The 19,508-nt window shown below is 30.9% G+C and carries 29 protein-coding genes and 1 tRNA gene; 6 read left to right on the forward strand and 24 right to left on the reverse strand.

Annotated features, from left to right (window positions below):
• The first annotated feature begins 95 nt into the window (after positions 1-95).
• From rlmB to AMN70_RS01805, 6 genes are all read left to right on the forward strand, one after another.
• Complete coding sequence (gene rlmB / locus AMN70_RS01780; RefSeq protein WP_075501302.1) at positions 96-848, forward strand: 23S rRNA (guanosine(2251)-2'-O)-methyltransferase RlmB; 753 nt, start codon at positions 96-98, stop codon at positions 846-848.
• A gap of 22 nt (positions 849-870) precedes the next feature.
• A tRNA-Thr gene (locus AMN70_RS01785) sits at positions 871-946 on the forward strand.
• An 89-nt stretch (positions 947-1,035) separates the two neighbouring features.
• Entirely contained in the window at positions 1,036-2,322 is a 1,287-nt protein-coding gene (locus AMN70_RS01790) for a hypothetical protein (protein ID WP_075501303.1), read from the forward strand.
• Positions 2,323-2,409: 87 nt separating this feature from the next.
• Complete coding sequence (locus AMN70_RS01795; RefSeq protein WP_075501304.1) at positions 2,410-3,081, forward strand: acylneuraminate cytidylyltransferase family protein; 672 nt, start codon at positions 2,410-2,412, stop codon at positions 3,079-3,081.
• A 12-nt stretch (positions 3,082-3,093) separates the two neighbouring features.
• Entirely contained in the window at positions 3,094-4,458 is a 1,365-nt protein-coding gene (locus tag AMN70_RS01800) for a PQQ-dependent sugar dehydrogenase (protein WP_075501305.1), read from the forward strand.
• Between the two features lie 152 nt (positions 4,459-4,610).
• On the forward strand, positions 4,611-5,339 hold the full coding sequence (locus tag AMN70_RS01805; RefSeq protein ID WP_075501306.1) for a class I SAM-dependent methyltransferase: 729 nt from the start codon (positions 4,611-4,613) through the stop codon (positions 5,337-5,339).
• A 34-nt stretch (positions 5,340-5,373) separates the two neighbouring features.
• On the opposite strand, the gene AMN70_RS01810 is transcribed toward AMN70_RS01805, so the two are convergent.
• The 24 genes from AMN70_RS01810 to AMN70_RS01920 all read right to left on the reverse strand — a co-directional run bounded on the left by AMN70_RS01810 (position 5,374) and on the right by AMN70_RS01920 (position 19,495).
• Positions 5,374-6,144: an NAD kinase gene (locus tag AMN70_RS01810; protein WP_075501307.1), complete on the reverse strand. Its 771-nt coding sequence runs from the start codon at positions 6,142-6,144 to the stop codon at positions 5,374-5,376.
• A 164-nt stretch (positions 6,145-6,308) separates the two neighbouring features.
• Positions 6,309-7,358, reverse strand: a complete 1,050-nt coding sequence (locus tag AMN70_RS01815) for a tyrosine-type recombinase/integrase (protein ID WP_075501308.1) — start codon at positions 7,356-7,358, stop codon at positions 6,309-6,311.
• Positions 7,359-7,832 (reverse strand): hypothetical protein, encoded by a 474-nt coding sequence (locus AMN70_RS01820; protein WP_075501309.1) that lies wholly within the window; start codon positions 7,830-7,832, stop codon positions 7,359-7,361.
• A gap of 57 nt (positions 7,833-7,889) precedes the next feature.
• Positions 7,890-8,162 carry a hypothetical protein gene (locus tag AMN70_RS01825; protein ID WP_075501310.1) on the reverse strand — a complete coding sequence of 91 codons (273 nt, stop codon included), beginning with the start codon at positions 8,160-8,162 and terminating at the stop codon, positions 7,890-7,892.
• Between the two features lie 260 nt (positions 8,163-8,422).
• Complete coding sequence (locus tag AMN70_RS01835; RefSeq protein ID WP_075501312.1) at positions 8,423-8,632, reverse strand: hypothetical protein; 210 nt, start codon at positions 8,630-8,632, stop codon at positions 8,423-8,425.
• A complete protein-coding gene (locus tag AMN70_RS01840) occupies positions 8,622-8,852 on the reverse strand; it encodes a hypothetical protein (protein ID WP_075501313.1) in 231 nt (76 codons plus the stop codon). The genes AMN70_RS01835 and AMN70_RS01840 overlap by 11 nt, the downstream gene beginning before the upstream one ends.
• A gap of 193 nt (positions 8,853-9,045) precedes the next feature.
• Entirely contained in the window at positions 9,046-9,981 is a 936-nt protein-coding gene (locus AMN70_RS01845) for a hypothetical protein (RefSeq protein ID WP_075501314.1), read from the reverse strand.
• 129 nt (positions 9,982-10,110) lie between these two features.
• Positions 10,111-10,395, reverse strand: coding sequence for a hypothetical protein (locus tag AMN70_RS01850; protein ID WP_075501315.1), 285 nt, complete (start codon positions 10,393-10,395; stop codon positions 10,111-10,113).
• Between the two features lie 9 nt (positions 10,396-10,404).
• Entirely contained in the window at positions 10,405-10,926 is a 522-nt protein-coding gene (locus AMN70_RS01855) for an antirestriction protein ArdA (RefSeq protein WP_075501316.1), read from the reverse strand.
• A 133-nt stretch (positions 10,927-11,059) separates the two neighbouring features.
• On the reverse strand, positions 11,060-11,215 hold the full coding sequence (locus AMN70_RS05630) for a hypothetical protein (protein ID WP_179850365.1): 156 nt from the start codon (positions 11,213-11,215) through the stop codon (positions 11,060-11,062).
• Positions 11,216-11,643: 428 nt separating this feature from the next.
• Positions 11,644-11,871 (reverse strand): hypothetical protein, encoded by a 228-nt coding sequence (locus AMN70_RS01860; protein ID WP_075501317.1) that lies wholly within the window; start codon positions 11,869-11,871, stop codon positions 11,644-11,646.
• 92 nt (positions 11,872-11,963) lie between these two features.
• A complete protein-coding gene (gene terL, locus AMN70_RS01865; protein WP_075501318.1) occupies positions 11,964-13,628 on the reverse strand; it encodes a phage terminase large subunit in 1,665 nt (554 codons plus the stop codon).
• On the reverse strand, positions 13,609-13,833 hold the full coding sequence (locus tag AMN70_RS01870) for a hypothetical protein (protein WP_075501319.1): 225 nt from the start codon (positions 13,831-13,833) through the stop codon (positions 13,609-13,611). Before AMN70_RS01870 ends, terL begins: the two co-directional genes overlap by 20 nt.
• Positions 13,830-14,045: a hypothetical protein gene (locus AMN70_RS01875; RefSeq protein WP_075501320.1), complete on the reverse strand. Its 216-nt coding sequence runs from the start codon at positions 14,043-14,045 to the stop codon at positions 13,830-13,832. The genes AMN70_RS01870 and AMN70_RS01875 overlap by 4 nt, the downstream gene beginning before the upstream one ends.
• Positions 14,045-14,428, reverse strand: a complete 384-nt coding sequence (locus tag AMN70_RS01880; protein ID WP_075501321.1) for a hypothetical protein — start codon at positions 14,426-14,428, stop codon at positions 14,045-14,047. The genes AMN70_RS01875 and AMN70_RS01880 overlap by 1 nt, the downstream gene beginning before the upstream one ends.
• Positions 14,425-14,658 (reverse strand): hypothetical protein, encoded by a 234-nt coding sequence (locus AMN70_RS01885; RefSeq protein WP_075501322.1) that lies wholly within the window; start codon positions 14,656-14,658, stop codon positions 14,425-14,427. Before AMN70_RS01885 ends, AMN70_RS01880 begins: the two co-directional genes overlap by 4 nt.
• Complete coding sequence (locus AMN70_RS05635; protein WP_179850366.1) at positions 14,655-14,798, reverse strand: hypothetical protein; 144 nt, start codon at positions 14,796-14,798, stop codon at positions 14,655-14,657. The genes AMN70_RS01885 and AMN70_RS05635 overlap by 4 nt, the downstream gene beginning before the upstream one ends.
• Positions 14,791-15,033 (reverse strand): hypothetical protein, encoded by a 243-nt coding sequence (locus AMN70_RS01890; protein WP_075501323.1) that lies wholly within the window; start codon positions 15,031-15,033, stop codon positions 14,791-14,793. Before AMN70_RS01890 ends, AMN70_RS05635 begins: the two co-directional genes overlap by 8 nt.
• A 2-nt stretch (positions 15,034-15,035) precedes the next feature.
• A complete protein-coding gene (locus AMN70_RS01895; RefSeq protein WP_075501324.1) occupies positions 15,036-15,242 on the reverse strand; it encodes a hypothetical protein in 207 nt (68 codons plus the stop codon).
• Between the two features lie 12 nt (positions 15,243-15,254).
• Positions 15,255-16,127 (reverse strand): hypothetical protein, encoded by an 873-nt coding sequence (locus AMN70_RS01900; protein WP_075501325.1) that lies wholly within the window; start codon positions 16,125-16,127, stop codon positions 15,255-15,257.
• Between the two features lie 38 nt (positions 16,128-16,165).
• Positions 16,166-16,483 carry a hypothetical protein gene (locus AMN70_RS01905; RefSeq protein WP_075501326.1) on the reverse strand — a complete coding sequence of 106 codons (318 nt, stop codon included), beginning with the start codon at positions 16,481-16,483 and terminating at the stop codon, positions 16,166-16,168.
• Positions 16,483-16,707 (reverse strand): hypothetical protein, encoded by a 225-nt coding sequence (locus AMN70_RS01910; RefSeq protein ID WP_075501327.1) that lies wholly within the window; start codon positions 16,705-16,707, stop codon positions 16,483-16,485. Before AMN70_RS01910 ends, AMN70_RS01905 begins: the two co-directional genes overlap by 1 nt.
• A gap of 11 nt (positions 16,708-16,718) precedes the next feature.
• Entirely contained in the window at positions 16,719-17,618 is a 900-nt protein-coding gene (locus AMN70_RS01915) for a carbohydrate-binding protein (RefSeq protein ID WP_075501328.1), read from the reverse strand.
• Between the two features lie 17 nt (positions 17,619-17,635).
• Positions 17,636-19,495: a phage tail fiber domain-containing protein gene (locus AMN70_RS01920; RefSeq protein ID WP_075501329.1), complete on the reverse strand. Its 1,860-nt coding sequence runs from the start codon at positions 19,493-19,495 to the stop codon at positions 17,636-17,638.
• Positions 19,496-19,508: the final 13 nt, after the last annotated feature.

The following is a 19,508-nucleotide window of genomic DNA, read 5'->3' on the forward strand; positions in this document are numbered from 1 at the left end:
CAAACAACACGCGTTTTATATATTTTATTTATGTAATTGCAATATGAGATTTATTAAGAAAATATAGAAAAAACATGTAAAAATAATCAAATTTTATGAATAAATCGACGTTTTTCATTGTTGGTCAACATGCTGTCATTGAAGCTTTAAAAAACCCAAAAAGAAAAGTTTCAAGGCTATTTTTAACTGAAGAAAGTAAAAAAAATATTCATAGAAAAAGTCCAAACCAAAATCTTTTAAATAATGTTAAGGTTTATTTTAAAAATAAAAAAGAATTAGATAAATACTCAACTAAAGAAAATTTGCTTCATCAAGGTTATGTGGCTGAAATCGAACATTTAGAAAAGCCAATTCTAAAAGAATTCATAAAAGAAAAAAAAGATTTAACAATCGCTTGTTTAGATGGTGTTTCAGACCCAAGAAATATTGGATCTCTCATAAGAAGCGCAGTCTCATTTAACATAGATGGAATTATTATAAAAGAAAGACATTTTCCAAATGAAAGTAAATTAATGTATAAAGCTGCTAGTGGTGCCATGGAATATATAAATATATTTGAAGTATCAAATATCAATTCAACACTTAAAAATCTAAAAAATAAAAATTTTTGGGTATATGGTTTTGATGGTAATGGAAAAAAAGATTTTACAGAAATAGACTGGAAGGGAAAAAATGTTCTTTTATTTGGATCTGAAGGATCAGGTATGCACAAACACACTTCTAAATATGCTGATTTCTTAGTTAAGATTGATATTAATAAAAAAATTGAAAGTTTAAATGTATCAAATAGTGCAACAATTGTTTTTCATCACTTGAATTATATAAAAAAAGTGTTGATTAATTCTTAAATAGTTAATAATTATCAATCATGCCCTTGTAGCTCAGTTGGTAGAGCAATTGATTTGTAATCAATAGGTCCGCGGTTCGAATCCGTGCGGGGGCACCATCCCGCTGACTTTTTAATCCAAATTATTAATATAAGTTGTAATATAAGATTTATCTATTATTTAATAATTTATATTTTTAATATGAGATATGTGGAAAAAAATTTATCAAATTAAACATTCTGTAAGTTACTTTTTATTATTTCTGGCATTAAAATTTAGATTTTATAATATTTGTGCACTTATTCTATGGTTTAACATTCATAAATTTAAAGAAATTAATTCAAACACTAGAAATAAGAAAATCAAAAAGATTTTAATTTTTCCTAAAAGTGGTGGAAATGAAGATTTAATTGAAGCATTTAAAAATCAAAATAATGATAATTTTATTTTTTTTTCAATGCCAAGAGTTTTTTTAAAAAAAATTTATTCATTTTTTTTTAAGGATAAAAATAAATACGATTATTTTACAAAAATATCAAAACCTGAATTGCTTTATAAAAAAAAGATATATACAGAATTTTTAACTAAAATATTTGATTCTTTAAATAACTTTATAAAAATTGATGGCTTTATAAGTTTTAACATATTTTATTATGCAGAAAAATATTTTGATGAAGTTTGTTTAAATTTAAATAAAAAATTTATTATCTTGCATAAAGAATCAACTTTTACTCCTATAGAGGAAAAAAGCGCATCGAAAATATATGAAAAATACAATGATAAAACTTCTGCAAGTAAAATTTCCGTGTATTCAGAAAGTCAAAAAAGAATTTTGATTAAAAGTAAAATTGGTAAAGAAAAACAGATCGTTGTTAATGGTTGTCCAAGATCTGATTATTCTTTTAAATTAAGAAGTATTAAACCAAAAAATAATATTATTGTTTTCTTTTTAATTGAAAAGAAAAGAGGAAAAAGAATAGTTTCTAAAAAATCTAATTTAAATTGGGATAATTTGTATAACAAGACTTTAAAATTCCTTTTAGAATACGCCAAAAAAAATCCAGATATAAAATTAATATTAAAAGGCAAAACTGGTGTTCACAATGATCTTCTTAAAGCAAAATTTTTATCGAACAATTGTATATTCATAAATGGAGGAACTGGTGAAAAATTCTTAAAAGATGCAAAAGTTGTAATTGCTTTTAATTCAACAATAGTATTTGAGTCTATAGCGAGTAATAGAAATTTGATTATTCCTAACTTTAACCGTGAAAACATTACTAAAAAAGAACTATTGTATAAAATAGATAATAAAGATTACTTCGCTAATTCAAAATCACATTTTTTTAAAAAGTTAAATATATATTTGAATTCAAAATACAGAAATAGAAAATTGATAAGCAAAGAAAGAAAAATACTAGAATATTATCTTGGTAATTCAGATGGGAATTCTGGTAAAAGACTTAGAGTCTTTTTAAGAAATACTATTCATTAAATTATCTTTATTATTTGACAAAGTTATATATTGCATAAATATAAAAAGACTACTAATTAAGCTATATTACTTTGTAAATAATTTAAAATGAAAATTGCAGCCATAATAGTTAGCAGAAAAAATAGTGTAAGAATTCAAAATAAATCTAGGAAAAAAATTAAAAATCAAAATTTAGTTGAAAGAAAGATATACCAACTTAAGAAAGTCGAATCTTTAGATGAAATTTATTTAGGCACTAATGATTTGGGTTTGAAAAAATTAACAAAAAAATACAAAATCAATTTTGTCAAAAGAGAAAACAAATATTGTGATGAAAAAAAAACTACTGCTAATGAAATGGTAAAGAATATGCTTAAATTTGTAGATGCTGATATAATTTTATGGGCACATCCTACAAATCCATTTATAAATTATGAGATATATGAAAAGGCTATTAGGTTATTTAAAAAATCATCTAAAAAGTTTGATAGCTTGTTTTCTGCTACCGTAATTAAAAATCACTTTTGGAATCATAAAAAAAAACCAATAAATCATAAACCTTTTTCTAAGAAACATGTTGTAGCAAGTAAACTGCCAGCAATTTTTTCTCAAAATGGAGGAATTTTTATTAGATTTAAAAAAGATATGATTAAGGATGGAAGGTTCGTTGGAAATAAACCTTATATTTTTCAAATGAATGAAATTGAAGGATGGGATCTTGATCACCCGTGGCAATTAGAAGTAGCAAAAACATTAGTAAAATACAAATATGCAAAGTAGTTTTTTCTCTAAATGAAAAAAAAAATATTTTTAATTTCACTAATTGTTTTAATAGGATATTTAACTGTAAATTACAGCATCAATAAAAATAGTTTTTCTAATTTAAAAAAATATTTATCAAGTGAAAATAAGTTCTTAATCAAAAAATATCTTTTCCCTTATAAATACCAAAATCAGCTAGAAAATGAAATTTTACAATATCAATCACGCTCTCCAATTAATAATGTTTTGTTTTCCGTTAAGAGAGAACTAAAATTTAAGAAAAGTTTAGAAAATTTTGAAACAGAAGAAAAAATAAAGATAATTCTATCTGACGATAAAATCCTTAATAAATATGGATTATCGAATTTTTTTCATTCCGGGATAAACCATACTATACCTGGCAGTGGCTACATAGATTTTCATAATAATAATTTATTTGTTTTATCTGCTCGAGGAATTCTTGGTTTCTCTAAAGATATTCAGGATACAATAATTTTCAATCAAATCGAAAATAATTTAAATGATTTTATTGGTTTTGAGCAGTTTGCTAAAAAAAATTGGTTTTCTTTTAAAGATCTATTAATTCATAATGATAATATTTTTGTATCTTTTACAGAAGAATTAAAAGAAGATTGTTGGAACACCAGTTTAGTTTATGGTGAGTTAAATTATGATAGTATCGAGTTTAAAAAATTATTTACTAGTGATAATTGTATTCATTCTAAAGATAATATTGATAATGAATTTAATGCCCATCAATCTGGGGGTAGAGTAATTGGTTATGACGATAATAACGTTTTATTATCATTAGGTGATTATAGAAGTAGATTTCTCGCTCAAGATAAGCAGAGTGTTAATGGCAAAATAATTAAGATTAATTTAAATGATAATAGTCATAGAATTATCTCAATGGGACATAGAAACCCTCAAGGTTTACTTCTAGATAAAGAAAACAATTTTTTATTAGAAACCGAACATGGTCCTAAAGGTGGAGATGAAATAAATTTAATTAATTTAAATAATGAGGATTTACCAAACTATGGTTGGCCAATTTCTTCAGCGGGTGAACATTATAAAGATCCAAACGGAGATAAATATAATAAATATCCTTTATATAAATCTCACAGTAAATATGGATTTATTGAACCTCTTAAATCTTTTGTGCCATCTATAGCGATTTCCGAAATAGTTAAAATTGGAGAAAAAGAATATATAGTTAGTTCTTTAAAGACAAAAACACTTTATTTTTTTAAACTTGATAATGAAAATAAAATTCCAGAATTTAAACAAATAAAAGTTTTTGAGAGAATTAGAGATCTAAAATTTAATAATAAAAATTTATATTTATTTTTAGAAGATTCACCTTCTATTGGAATAATTCCCTTAAATAAATAACTTTGATTAATTTATCAATTATTTAATAATCTATACTTTTAATTCAAAAGTTGTTAATAAACTTTATATTTTAACAATGGATGAAATTGAAGGATGGGATCTTTATCATCCATGGAAATTAGAAGTAGCTAAAACATTAGTTAAATATAAATATGCAAAATAATAATTCTAAAAAAAAATCAATAAGAAGTAAAAACTGGTTTAAAATATGGGAAAAAAAAGGTCATAATTTAAGAAATTCTAAGATTGAAACAATTATTGAAGCAGATGGATTTAGAGGTCGTTTTAATAAACAAATTTGGTTTAGATACATAAAAACTATTTTTTCTGAAATAAAAATCAAAAAAAATTCTGAAATACTAGAATATGGTTGTGGTGCTGGTGCTTTTTTAAGTTTTTTTTATAACAAAAGATATAATTTAAATGGAATTGATTTTAGTAAAAGTTTAATTATGAAGGGAAAGAAATATTTTCCTACAATAAAGTTTCAATGTGGCGAAATTTCTAAAATAGACTCTTTTGATAAAAAGTTTGATTTAATATTTTCTCATAGTGTTTTTCATTATTTTAATGATTATCACTATGCTAAATCATTAATAAAAAAAATGTTAACTGGATTAAAAGATAATGGTTATATTTGTATTTTAGATGTTCCAGACAAAGAAAAAGAACGAATATGTGAAAAATGGTTAATCAATAAAATTGGTATTGAAAAATACAAAAAAAAATATGGTGTCCACACACACTTGTTTTATAAAAAATCTTTTTTTAGGACTTTGGCAAAAAAAAATGATTTAAAAATAAAGATTTTTAATCAAAAATTTAAATTTTATGAGAATTCCAAATACCGTTATAATGTCATTTTTAAAAAAAAATTTTAGCTATATTAGACATTTATCTCATATCTTTATTTGATTAATTAATCTCTTTTCTTAATTGTTCAATCTTTATTTTTTTCTGAAGACTTCTATTTTTATCATATAAAAGATTAAATTTAATTTTATGGTTTGTTTTAATAATAATACTACGTGCATTTCTTACCTCGATATTATCAGCAACAGCACTTATTGGTCTTTTTAAAGGATTTAAATTTTTAATTGTTATTTTAGATTTGTCACTTACGATTTTCCCTTTCCATCTTCTAGGTCTAAATGGGCTTATAGGAGCTATAGATAATTTATTTGAATTGAGGCCTAATATAGGACCATGAACCGATAAGTTATATGCTGTACTTCCTGCTGGTGTTGATACTAAAACACCATCAGATACTAGGCTTTTAATTAATTGTTTTGATCCGTAATTTATTGATAAAGATGCGGCTTGTCTACTTTGTCTTAAGATTGAAACTTCGTTAATTGCTAAAAACTTTTTATTTGATTTTTTTTTAGATTTGACCATCATTTCTAATGGTGAGATAGAAATCATTTTTGCTTTAGATAAATTTTTGATAAAATATTTTGGTGAAAACTTATTCATTAAAAAACCATAATTTCCAGAATTTATGCCATAGAATAATCTTTTATTATCTCTATTTTTTTTTAATGTTTGCAGCATAAAACCGTCTCCACCTACTACAATCGTAATTTTAATCTTTTTAATTTTCGTTCTATTGATAATTTTTACTATTGCAGATTTAATTTTTTGAGATTTTCTATTTTTATCTGAAATAATATTAATTCTATTCATTCTAATGGTGCCCTCGGCCAGACTCGAACTGGCACTCCGCAAGCGGCAAGGATTTTAAGTCTACCGACAAATTTTTTATTCTTGGTTTACTTAACTTTTTCACTTACGCCTCCTACAAGCCTAGCCCTAATGCACAGTTATTGCACCATTAGTGCACATTCTTTTTACTTACTACCAGAGATAACCTTAAAGTTTTCTCTGTTTTCTGTAGCAAGTTTATCCAACTTCTTCGCCATATCAACTTTAACTTTTGGAAAGAAGTGAATATATCTTTTAGCAACTGGTGAATTATAACTCCATCCCATCCAGTCACATACCTCCATATATGTGCAACCAGCTTCAGCTAGTCTTGATGCACAAGTATGTCTACAAGTATGAAAGACCCAATCTTTGTTATCAGCTTGACCAAGAGCTTGCCTTACCATCTGCCACTTGTAAGTCATTTTCCTGTAGCTGGTCTCAAAGTAGGTTTTCATATTTGACCTTCGTTGTAGTATTTCTTTTGTTCTTTCAGAAATACCAATTGTAGTATGAGTATCGGTTTTACTTCTATACACATAACCAGTCCAACCAAGCTTGCTCTTCATCATATCCTTTGGAGCAAATTTAATTAGTTCTTCAGCTCGACAACCAGTATCAATAAGAACTTTAACAAAGTCCTCCAGGTCGTTGAAACCAAAGATTTTACATTGGTCGTATATAGCTTGTTCCTCATCATAACTATAAACAGAAAGCCTAGTTAGCTTTTCTTTTTTTCTAGGTATCTTTAACAAAAATTGTGGAGCTAAAGTACCTTGGTCAAGTGCGTGTCTAAACACTTTGTTTATGCAACAAGCCCTTCTGTTATTTGTAGCTGTATCAGAGAATTGAGCTGTAAACTTATACCACTCCTCTTTATTTATTTCTCTTAACAACTTATCCTTACCCCAGAACTCATACATTTTAGAAAAATAATATTTCTGTTTTCTGCCATGGTCGGTGTTAGCCCAACCAACTTCTGGGTCATTCCAACAAGCTTCACAAGCTTGCTCTAATGTCACTTCAGTTCTTGCTCTACCTGCTGGTATATTTCTACCATCAATTAAAGCTCTCCGAAGTGATTGTTCTTTTGCTAAAGCTTCATCATGTGTTTTACAAGTAGCTGTTTTTCTACCTCTTCCTTTTACAGAAACAAACACTCTGAATGAACCATTAGCTTGTTTACTTATTCCCATTTATATCACCTCCTTTGCATATTTAGGAATATCGTTAAACATTGATTTGAATTTAGCTCCAGCAATTGTGAACATAATAGATTTCATTCTTCTATCTGTTTCACTTTCATGAAGTTTAATTAAACCAAGTTTAACTAATACAGCATTGTTCCTACTCAATGATGCAGAGTTTAAAAACTCACCATAGAGTTGGCCATGCTTTTTGTTTGCGTTCTCCACCGATAGTTCGTCACCTTTTAAATGACACATCGCATGGAATAACATCAAAGTTTGTAAGTATAGACCATTTCCAACTTTCTTATTCTCCCCTAACTTATTAAACTTTGAAGCAATCTCACCAAATGATGACATCGTTTCCTCTCTTTCTTTCGTCTTGTTGTTTATTGTTAGGCAAGCATTTGTAGGTGTTGTTATTATAAAGGCTCTACCACCAAAAGAGCCTACCTCCCTGTTTTTTTCAAAAGTCACTTGCATTATCTATATCTATACCATCAATTACCTACGCTAGTAAAGTAATATTTACTGGCGTAATTACTTCAGTTTTGTAATATTAGCTTCTGTTCCAGTAGCTTTTATTGTTGTATCCAACTCCTGGTCGTATAAGCCCACCTTCTGGAGCTCCACCAACCTGTCTACAGAAATAACTAAACGCCACCTGTAGCATCTAAACATCCAAGTCTTCTCAAAGTCTGACTTGTATTTATTAAACTCAAAAAGAGACTTGTAAGTCTGCTTAAAGAGTGCAGGAGTAGGAACAAAAACTGAAACATCTTCTAAATAAATATTAAAATTTTTATACTTCATATTTTATTCCTTACCATTTTCATCTTAATCTCCAATAGAACATCTATAGAACTTAAGAAAAAATTTATAAAATCTAATGTTGTGAAGTGTCTGTTCTGAATAGAACAATTACTTAAATATCTGATTTGGTTTTGACTTGTCAAATTCTTTTTTAAGTTTTCCACTAAATAATTACACTCATGAATAGTAATTGGTAGACTATGTGCACTCGGTAATCCCATAGTATTAATTTTATAATAATCAGACATTACAACTTGCTACTATTCCAGTATTGGCTTTTGCAATTCGTCTACTTCTCTGAAATAGAATTTAGCTGAAGGATATGTTTCCTTAACTGTTTTTCTAATCTCTTTAAACGAATTGATGTAGCTTCGTATTTTACCTGCAACAACAGGTTTACTCTCTACGAATAGCTGTCTTTTGTTTAGTCCTTTGTCTGATACTAGGACTACTGTTTTATCAATTGTCATTTGATTTTACCTCGCTTGAAGACCTTGATATTGCACCAGCATCATAATCACCATAAGGACACAGTTGGTTATATTGCTCCTTGTGTTCTTTATTCACTAAATAAGTTATCGTACTTGCAATACTTAACTTAAGATGTGGGTTTGATGCTGATAGGTCTTTCAGCTTGCAATAGGTTTTAACACCTAAAGATACGCTTTTATATTTATTTGGGTCTGCCATTTATTCCTCACTTTGTTCACTTGTTAATATTGTTGGCTCTCGTGGTAGAAAGATAAGCCTAAACAGAAAGTTTAGGAAAGACCCAGCAAGAGCCAACAAAATGTAGATAACATTTATTTATTATTATTCTATGGTACAACTTCCACGACAATGTGGTGGTGATGTGTTTTGTTCCACTGCTTCGTGGTGGTGATTATTTTTTCTTCTTGTCTGTAATTTTATCGTTTGGATATTTTTTATTCCAAGCCTTGACAAGTAAATCTTTATTCACTCTGCAATTCTCTTCTGACTTAAAAAATATATCTTCACTAGCACACCATGTGGCTAAAGCTTTAGAGTAGAAAAAACTTTTAAATGGTAATTTAGTTTTTAAATGTTTTTTATAGATAGCAATAAAGTCTTCTAATCCACTAGCATTTCTAGCTTCTATATTTCTATATAATCTATGTTCTAAAAATCTCTCTTTAGTTTGTATTTTACTTATAGAATATTCTAATACTTCTTTTGGTGTAAAATTAAGAGACCTTAAAATCATAGTTAAATCATCCCAGTTTTTTGGCGTATATCTTCTTTTAGTTTTTTTATAATGTTTAACTATTCCAAAGAAATCTATACCTTCATCCCAGCACCAGTCTTGATAGTTGCTGTTATCATCTTTGCCATAGCCATAATATAAATGAATTTTCTTACGACCATCTGCTAAAATCTCTGTTCTCTTTTTTGGTTCTTGTTTTTTATTCTGTAGTAAATCAACTAATTTTTTAGCAACTTCATCTGTTTTAATTTTAGGTTTAACTGACTGCACCACCTGGTTTGTTATAGCTGGTGTCTTAAATCTTTGTTTTCTTACTGCACCTGTAAGAGGATTAATAGTTGCCAAATCCCTTTGGTGTTTTTCCATAATTCTTTGGAAGCTGTCTGTACTTTGCCTAACCTTTTGTAGTGCAATTGCTGTTGGGTCATTGGATTTAATAGCTGTTATTTTTTCAAGTGCCCTTGTAAGAGTACCAAAATTCTCTTCAAGAGTTCTTTTAGTTTGTGCTATTTCGTCTGCCCTTTGCTTTACAAGTTCAACCTGTTCAGATTGTCTTTGTATAATTTCTTTTATCTTATCTTTTTCAGTAGGCATTTAAGAGATATATCAATTTATAAATTAGAATGTAAGAGCAGATTAAAAAAATAAAAGTCTACCTAGTCTACCAGGCACAAAAAAAGGCCTGGAAGAGATAAACCTCCAGGCCTTTTGTAATCTTAATTTTTATACTTTGTCCTTAATTGGAAAAAGTGGAAGCTGTAAAGGCTCCACTTTGTGCGTAGGCTTAAAGACTACATTTGGAAGCATACCACTTGAGACTTCTTCGCTAGCCCAAAAACCTCTCCCAACATTCCAGACACAATTGACAAAAATATTAAATCTTCTTTTGTCCTCGTTGTAGTCCTTTTTGCTAATTGCATTTTTTAATGTTCTTTTTAAATCTAATTTAGACTTAAAAGCAACTGGAACTGGTCTGGCTCCTTTTATTTCTAATAATAAAGTTCTCATCAATTCCTCCTACCAGTTAGCGTTAAAGATTAGAGAAGAGCCATTTTCGCCTTCGCCTTCGTGGTAATCATAAGACAAATCCCTCTCCCATTTTTCATAATCAAAGTAGCTGGCAAGCGTAGAATTACCATTCAAGCCTTCAATGGTATCTTCTGCCAATTGCTGTGCGAACTCGCTGAAGCTGTCATATTCTCCATAATAAGCATCGTCTATATGGTCTAAATCTTCAATGCTCCAATTTTCAAGAAACGCACTCACCACATACTGGCCATGCTCGTCAATTGCTTCTTGAACTTTGATGATGTTGTCTAGTCCTGGATATTCGCCAAGATTTGGGAAGCTGTCATAATCATGAATAGCCCACTCTTCAGCGTTTGGTATTTTAGAACTTTTAAGAACTTTGTTAATTTGTTCCTGTAGTTCTTCCTTGTCTGCTTTTGGCGTTATCCACTCGCCATGCAATACACCAGAATTATATGAAGCTAAACAAGCCACATATATCTGTGCGTCTGTTTTTGTTGTTGTTGTCATTGTTGCCTTCACTTTCTACCAGCTTTTTTGCTACGCTGGTGTAGTAGTTATAAACTACCTACGCTGGCGAAGTCAATATATTAAATAAACTATCTTTTAGAATAGTTCTAAACTAGCTACGCTGGCGTTTTTACTATTTTTTAAGGCTTTTTAAATACTTCTTATATTCTGCTCTACCTGCTAGGCCATCAATTCGGCCTTGCCAATAGGCTTTGTTTGTACCTTTGGCACTCTTTTTATAAGCTTTTAATTGTGCCATTGTTTTCCCTTGGCTTTTTGGTTCTTTCATAATGTTGAACTCTAGCAGGTCTGCTGGTTTTTACTAGCTTTGTTTTCGGCTCCTCTTCAAATAGTGTCCTTCTGTCTGCTGACATAAAACAAGATAAACAATAATTATAATTATTAAAAGTAATAGAAGCTTTTATATTTTTACAAAGTCTACAATTCATATTTTTAAATTCTTTAAAACAGATAAGAGCACAAACAACGCCAATAAAAAATTGCTGTTGTTTTGCAAATAAAAAGGCCTTTTATTGTGTAAAAGGATATTAAGTCTACCTACAAAGCTAATAAAATTAATACTTCTAGGCCATATACATTATATTTTTTGTGCACCAGTGCACCCCCTGGCATACTTTTTGTAATTTTTGCAGGCAAAAGGGGGTAAATTTTCCTGGGCATATTGCGTGACCCCCACAGAAATTTGTATCAAATTATTTAGATGTCTGCTTTTTCAAACAAGAACTCAAAGAAATCCTTTAGGTTCTTATCAAGATAAGCGTCATAACCAATTCTTTTAATAGGTTTTCTTTTGGTATTGTCTACAACCAAAGTCAATTTAGGTTTATGTAGTTTAAAATAACCTTGTTCCATAGGCTTATGTAATACCTCTTGGGTATCTTCATCCATAAGTTTAGCTAGATATATAATATTATTAATATTCATAATGATAATAGTTTAGGAAAGCTAACATTCTCTCTAGTATACCTATGGGTATAGCTATGGTTTAACCCCCATATCTAATAGTGTCCATGTGTTCACATCCATCTGTCACTAGGTCTTTTATAAAACTGTTGTGTGTCTAGGAACCTGTCTAATTCATCGTTTAGAAGCTCCTCACGCCTCTGTATTTGAGCAGTGTGTTGGTCTCTGGCTAGTTGGTCTACCCAATACCTACAAGCCATACCTAATACATCTAATCTATCATCTATAGCTAATGAACCTTTTAAATTACTTATTCGGCTCATTTGATAAAACATTTGATACCTTAAGGCTTTTTCTAAAGCATACATTTCATTTGCTGAATTGTAGTCTTTGTGCACTACATTACTATCAATGATTAATCTATGCTGTTGCATCAATGGTTCTAAAGTATCTATTATTCTTTTTTCTTTAGCTTCTTGATGTCTTATTTCTTCAATAGTGACTGGATAAGTTTTTGTGACAAAAGGAAGAAGGAGTTTAGTAAACATACCACCTCCATAGTTTTCCTCAACCAGGATAAGATTTACCTCTTGTTGTTTCGCTATGGTAGCAATTGATTGAAGTGTCTTATCGGTATAACCACCGACTAAACCACCAGCATCGGTGATATAGACATTACCATTCAACATCTTTGCACAGCAATAACTTGTCTCGTTATCACCTCTCCCACTAGGGTCTATAGCTAAAACTGAACCTTGGTATTCCATCCAGTCACCTTGTATTTGCATTGGCCTATAGAAAGCATCCGAATGTAAACCTACACAAGGAAGCTCCTCGTGTTTAAGTTCTGGACTACTAGCCCATATAACTTTTTCTGGAGCTGTCTTTGGGTTTAAAGACATAACCACTAAATCAGATAGTTTTAATGGATATTTATTAGCATCACTAATAGATGTATCCAGCATGAATTGAAGATTGAAGCCAGAAGCTCCATAACTTAATTGTCTTTTATTTAAGTCTTCTTCATCAAATCTATCTGGGTCTGTAGGTTTTCCTTGTTCATCAATACTCCAAGTATTTCTTATAATTGGAGCTAATGTATCTCCAAAATTTCGTACTTGTTTTTCTGTAGGATACCTGGCTGTCCAGACCCTTAACTTATAACCTCTATTAGGTAATTGGTTATATAAAGACATTTCTGTTTGTGGCGTACCTAAAAATATTATGCGACCTTGAGGTTTGATAATACTTTCAAACTCTTTAACTTGTTCTGAAAGTTTATCTCTCATGCCCATTGTTGCAGAGTTATTGGCACTTTCCACATCATCTGCAATTACAAGGTCGCTTCGACTACCTGTTAATTGCCCTGTAATTCCCAGAGACTTCACACTCGGTGCATGACTAGCACGAGCAGGTTTTACATCGAAGCTCACTTTTGATTGCCTTTGGTCGTCACTCGGCCTTAAGTGAGCTAAAACATCAATTTCGTTTATAAGTCTTAATGTAAATGTGGAGAAGTCATCTGCTCTATTTTTTGATGCAGAGACTACTAATATATTTAATTGAGGATTTAATAATAATTGGTGACATACATAAGCAGATGTTATCCAACTTTTACCTACACCTCTAAAAGCATTAATTATAATTCGTTTGTCTTTAGACTGAATAAAATTAGCAATATCATATTGAACCTGTGTAGGTCTTGGTAATGCTAAATGTTTCCAGACTAAATATAAAAAGTTTCTAAAGTCTTTTAATTTAGTTGGTATCTTTTCCATGTAGAACTAATTCCTCTTCTGTATTAAATGGAAGTTCATCCACTAATGCTTTGAGTGGAGAGTTATCTGTAGGAATTGCCTCTATACCATTGTCTTTTAAAAATTGTCTTGCAACATTTAAGTCTGAAGCTTTTGCTTCTGGGTCTTTTACTCTTTTAAGTAATTCTGTTGCTAATACTTCGTGTAGTTCTTTTAATGTTTTCATTCTAATATTAAAGAAGTAATCTTCTTCTCTCCCATATAAATTTCTACATTAGCTTTAGATTTAATACATTTGTAAACTACTCTATCTGTAGAATTTTTTTCTTTCATGGCGAAACGCTTTGCCTTCAAACATTTTGAAAGAGTGTCCATGTGTAAGTGTTCTTTAATCTCATGGTCTACTATTAAAAGTAATGCAAATACCATTTCAACCATTAGTGTCCACTCCCATTTCTAATTAATTTTTCTACATCTGTTTGTAGTTTTGAAACTTGTTCTTTTAAAAAATCAATATTGACTTTATTGTTTCTCATACCTTTTAGTTCTTCTTCCATCTGCTCTATAAGACCACTCATGTGTTCCACGAGCATAAATAATTCTGCTTCCCCACTTGATTGACCTAACTCGCCTCTAGGATATTTTATTCTAAATTCAGAGTTAGCTTCTAAATCTTTAGACATAAGTTCTAAAGTAGTAGAATGTTTATTAAGTGTTTCTATTACTCCAAAGTATGCCCACACTCCAATAGCAACAGCTATCACTATGCTAATAAGATTTCTCATTGGCATACTAATTGCAGTATTGTCGCTTATCTTCATGTTGATGCACCTATTTCTTTACATTCAAACTTAACTACAAGTTTGTTTTTATTTATGTGTTGTTTATCCCAGTCTTCTAATTCTTTTAAATTTCTGTAAGTTTTTTGAGCAATTGCATAACCAGCATCAACACAATCATAATGAGTAGTGAATTGATAGCCTGCAACAGTGCTAGAAGGACATTGGCCTGTAGCCATACTACACATATACAAGATTAATAAGTATTTCATTTTTTATGCTGTCTTCTTTTATGTTTATTCATAGAAGACCATTTAATCTTGCTTCTGTTAGTAGATATGGAAGTCTTTTTAAATTTACTTCTAGTTTCGTGTTCCTCTTTATTTAAGAGGTTTGATTTCTTTTTAGCCATTCCATTTGAAATAGCCCATTACACCTGCAATCACTGTTCCTAAAAATATTAATACTTGAACCATACCTTTACCTTTAGAAACATCGTTTCTTAAACTTTTAACTTCTTTACTTAATTCTTTAATGCTTTCTTGAATATGTTTCATTCTCTCTGCACATAGTTTTTCATGTGCTGAAAGTCTTACCCCAGTTGCTTGTTCAACAAACTCCTTTGAAGTAATCTTTCTTCTAGGCATTGTTATAAGACTATAGTGTCAGCTTCTTCTTGTGTAAGTGCTTCACCTGCTACAAGTTTAGCTTTAGCACTAGCTTTTAAAGTATCTTTAGCCTCTTTATCTGCTTGTTCAGCGTCTAATTTAGCTTGACGATTAGCAGTATCAGTTTCTCTTTGTGCTAATTCTTCTGCTGTCATATCTCTTGTTTCATCATTAATTTGAATTTTCATATTTATTACTCCTTAATATTTGTACCCATAAACACTAACTGTTCCATTAGTGACTGCTGTATTACCACCGTCATAAAGTGATATTCCAACAATATCTACTGTGTTTTGATTGTGAATTTCACCTGCACCTTGCGTAGTACACCATTGAGAACCACCATCAAAACCCCCACCTAGCCATCTATATTGAGGATATTCTGAACCTGCACCGTCTAAATTCCATAAATCCATTTCAAAATGAGAACGATAATTTGAAGAACTTGAAATTTGTACAGCCCTAACTTCATTTGTATTCCATTCGCCACCAGAAGCATTATTGACAGAATTAGAATTATTTACATAAATTATTGAATATGAATAAACATAATTACTTGCAGTTATGTCACCACTTGAATTTCTTAACCTAAAATAAATCCAGTTTCCATTTTGACTTGATTGCCAATTTCTTAATATTAATTTGTATTGTTTATAAACTGAAGCGTTTGTAAAACCAGTTATTGACCAAGTAGTTGGATTACCTGAAACAGTGTAATCGTTAATATGAACAAAATCACTAGACAATGTAGTCCAACTTGGATTAGCACCAGAGCCACCAGTTTGTAATACTTGACCACTCGTACCTGCACCCAATCGCTGAAGTCCACTTCCGTCTCTATATAAGATGTCTCCCTGCGTAGTAAGTGTTGTACCCACATCAGTTCCGTCTAATCCTTTTTCTGCGAGTTTAGTCCAATAGGTAGCATTGGAAGTCGCATTTCCAGTAGACGCAAGAATACAAATAAAAGTCTCACCACTTGATGTCACTATGTCATCAACGACATAAGCAGTGGAGTTATTGTAAGCTCCTCTGAATACTGGCTTTATTCTACCTAAATTTAATGTTGCCATTATTTTTTTCTCCTTATTAATTTATTTTATTGATTGATTTAGACTGTGACAGTCAAGTCGCCATTACTAGCTACTGTGAAAGTTAGTCCTCTTTTTGCCACAAAACTTTCGTCAAATTTATCTGATTGTTCTGTATCGTTGTTTGCTACAGACAAGTCGTCTGCACCATTTGTATAATGAACGATAAGGTCTTCTTTTTGTGAACCTGTACCATTCGTTTTTACAAAACCATATAAGTCTGAAGAACCTGCGTCTCCAAAAGTAAGTTCTGTTCCTGCACTATTTACAACAACGGCTTTCTCTTGGTTAGCCGATAAGTTGGAAACAATGTCAGATAAGTCTCTAGCTTTACTCATTACAATACTATTGTGTTAGCTTCTTCTTCAGTTAATGCTTCTCCTGCTATAAGTTTAGCTTTAGCACTAGCTTTTAAATCTTCTTGTGCTTGTTTAGCATTTGCTTGTTCTGTATCAAATGCTTCACCATTAACTTTATCAGTTTCTTTTTGTGCTAATTCTTCAGCAGTATATTCTTCAACAGAAGTAATACCTGTTTTTAAATCAATTATTGTTTTTGTCATTTTGGTCTCCTTTATCCTTTAATTCCATAAATGTAATAGTTATCGACATTAAAATTATTACTATTGTTTAAGAAAAATCTTAATCCATTATATGCTCTAGTATCATTACGACTAACAGCACCACCATCTAAATAATAATGATATTCAGTACCATTGTCATAGACACCACACATTCTAATAAAAAGTTGTTTAGAAGAATTTGTATTGTTCCAATTACTTAACTCAAATTGAAAATCTTGTTTCCAAGAAGCACCATTACTTGTTGCTGTAGTTTGCCAATTGGTTCTAATTCTATCTTGCAAAGAAGTACCACTATTTTCTCCAGTATCACTACTGCTTCCGTACACATGACGACCTTTTAAGAAATAAGTATATTCACTTCCAGTATCAGTAGCAGGTGAACCACTATTATCATATTGAAATCTAATAGCTAAATATTCAGAGTTATTATTTGTATTAACTCCATTTAGATAAACTTTAAAATGTTTGTATGTAGTAAAATCAAAATTATTTAAAATTAAATCACCTTGATTAGAAAGTGTGCCATTAGCTACTTTTACATAGTCAGATGATACTGTTCCCCAACTCGGATTAGCACCAGTTCCCCCAGTCTGTAAAACTTGTCCTGAAGTTCCTGCACCAAGTCTAGCTAGACCTGAACCGTCTCTGTAAACTATGTCACCTTGTGTCGTTAAAGTAGTCGTTAGGTCTGTTCCGTCAGTTCCGTTTGTTCCTGCTGACGACATTACATTCCAGTAAGTAGTATTGGTTGGAAGGTTCCCTGTACTTGCTAAAATGCAAACATAAGACGAACCATTGTAAGAAACAACATCGTCAATTGCGTAAGCTGTACCAGCATTATAAGTTCCCTTCCAATTGAACTTTATATTGCCTAGATTTATTGTAGCCATAATTAATTTTTCTCCTGTTATATTGTAGCTATTAGTTCGCCATTTGAGATTGAGAAGACAAAGCCACTCGCACTAAACATTACATCATCAAAGCTGGCGTATTGGCTTGATGAAATATTATCTACACCTTGATTGGTTGTAATAATTCTTAAGTTATTGACTGCTGGCACAGGTGTGTTTGCCTGGCCACCCATTCCACTATGTGAACTGCAATAATAGTAAAGAGTTGGAGCTCCTGTTGCTACAACTATAGTCACTTGTGTTGATGAGTTTACTGTCACTCCAGTAGTGTAAGCATTTGAATTGCCACTATCTGTCGAAAATCTAAATGGATGAGCTGAAGGATGATTAAACACATAAGTGTTTCCTTCGTATAATTCTAAAGTATCTTGCTGAACACCATCTATAAAATATTTATTTGAACCACCGACTGATTGAACAGTGACAGTTTTTACTAAAGTAGACCCATTGTAATAAGTTTCAAAACCATAAACTTCTGCTGAAGAAGCGTTTCCATATTCTAAAGCGTTAGCTGAAGAATTAACTTTTAAAACCTGGCCTGCTGTACCAATAGACCCTAAACCTGTACCACCTCTGGCAGTTGCTAATACATCTGAAGTTATTGAGTTTGCAGATATAGAGGCAACATTAAATGTACCAAAAGTTAAAACATAAATTTCATCATTAACTGAACAGCCAACATCTAGGACTATAGTAGAGCCATCTGTTGCTGTGTAATCTGAAGGGTCAAGGTGAACACCATTTTTGAAAATGTCAATGAACCCACTATCGTAAGTTAATACAGCACTTCCAGTATCAGAGTGTGATGCACCTGTAAAAGTCGTTTGGTTAGCTGTAGCTATATACTTAAATCTTCCAGAAGTTCCATTTACTGAAGAGCCTGCGTTAGCAAAAGCAGAACCCGAATAGACTTTCATAATGTCATTTTGGGTATCATACCAAAGCATACCTTCAGTTGGACTTGATGGAGCCGAAGCAGAAATTTTGTATTTTTCTCCAAAGTTATTTACTGAAGCTAAATTTGAACTAACAGTATTAACATTGGCTATAGAGCCTCCGACATTATTTACATTTGTAATTGAGCCAGCAACCAAATTAATATTTGTGCTGTTTGTGGCTACAGAATTTACATTGGTAATATTATTTCCAACTGCATTAACATTTGTAATATTGTTGGCTACTACATCAATCTCTGAAGTAGCTTCGTTTAAATCATCTGCAACTGTCACTACCTCTGAAACAGCTTCAGCTAAATCATCGGCAACAGCTACAACCTTTGTAATGTTTGTTGCTACTGTATTTACTGAACTAATATTGGTAGCTACAGTATTAATATTTGTTTCATTATTAGCTAGCGTTCCTAAATTTGAAATTCCTGCAAGTGTAGTAATATTAGCTTTATCTGAACTTGATAACCAAGTGTTCTCTAAATAATGTTTAGTGACAGCATCTTGATTGTCTACTGGATTAGCTAGATTTATAATTCTTTTATTTAAAGCATCAAATCTATCGCTAGCATTAAGACCTAATTTTGATTGAACATTATCTGAAGTTTCTTGTGATAAGAAAAAGTTCTGGTCTGCTGATTGGTCTAAATCAGATGAAGTTAATACACTTCCATCTTGGAAATCTACAAGCCTAGCATCTGAAGGTGTAATTCTTTGAATAAGAACTACAGCTCCATTAGCTGGCGTAGATGACAATTGAACTGAAGATGCTGTAGGGAATGTAATGCTAGTGTCCTCTACCCCATCTACATAAGCCTTAACATGGCTTGTTAGGATATATGGAAACGAAAATGAGAAGGTGTTTGTATTGCCATTGGCAGTATACGACACCCTTGCTAAAAATGACATCGTTTATATATCT

This window comes from Candidatus Pelagibacter communis (assembly GCF_001179925.1).
GTDB lineage: Bacteria > Pseudomonadota > Alphaproteobacteria > Pelagibacterales > Pelagibacteraceae > Pelagibacter > Pelagibacter ubique_E.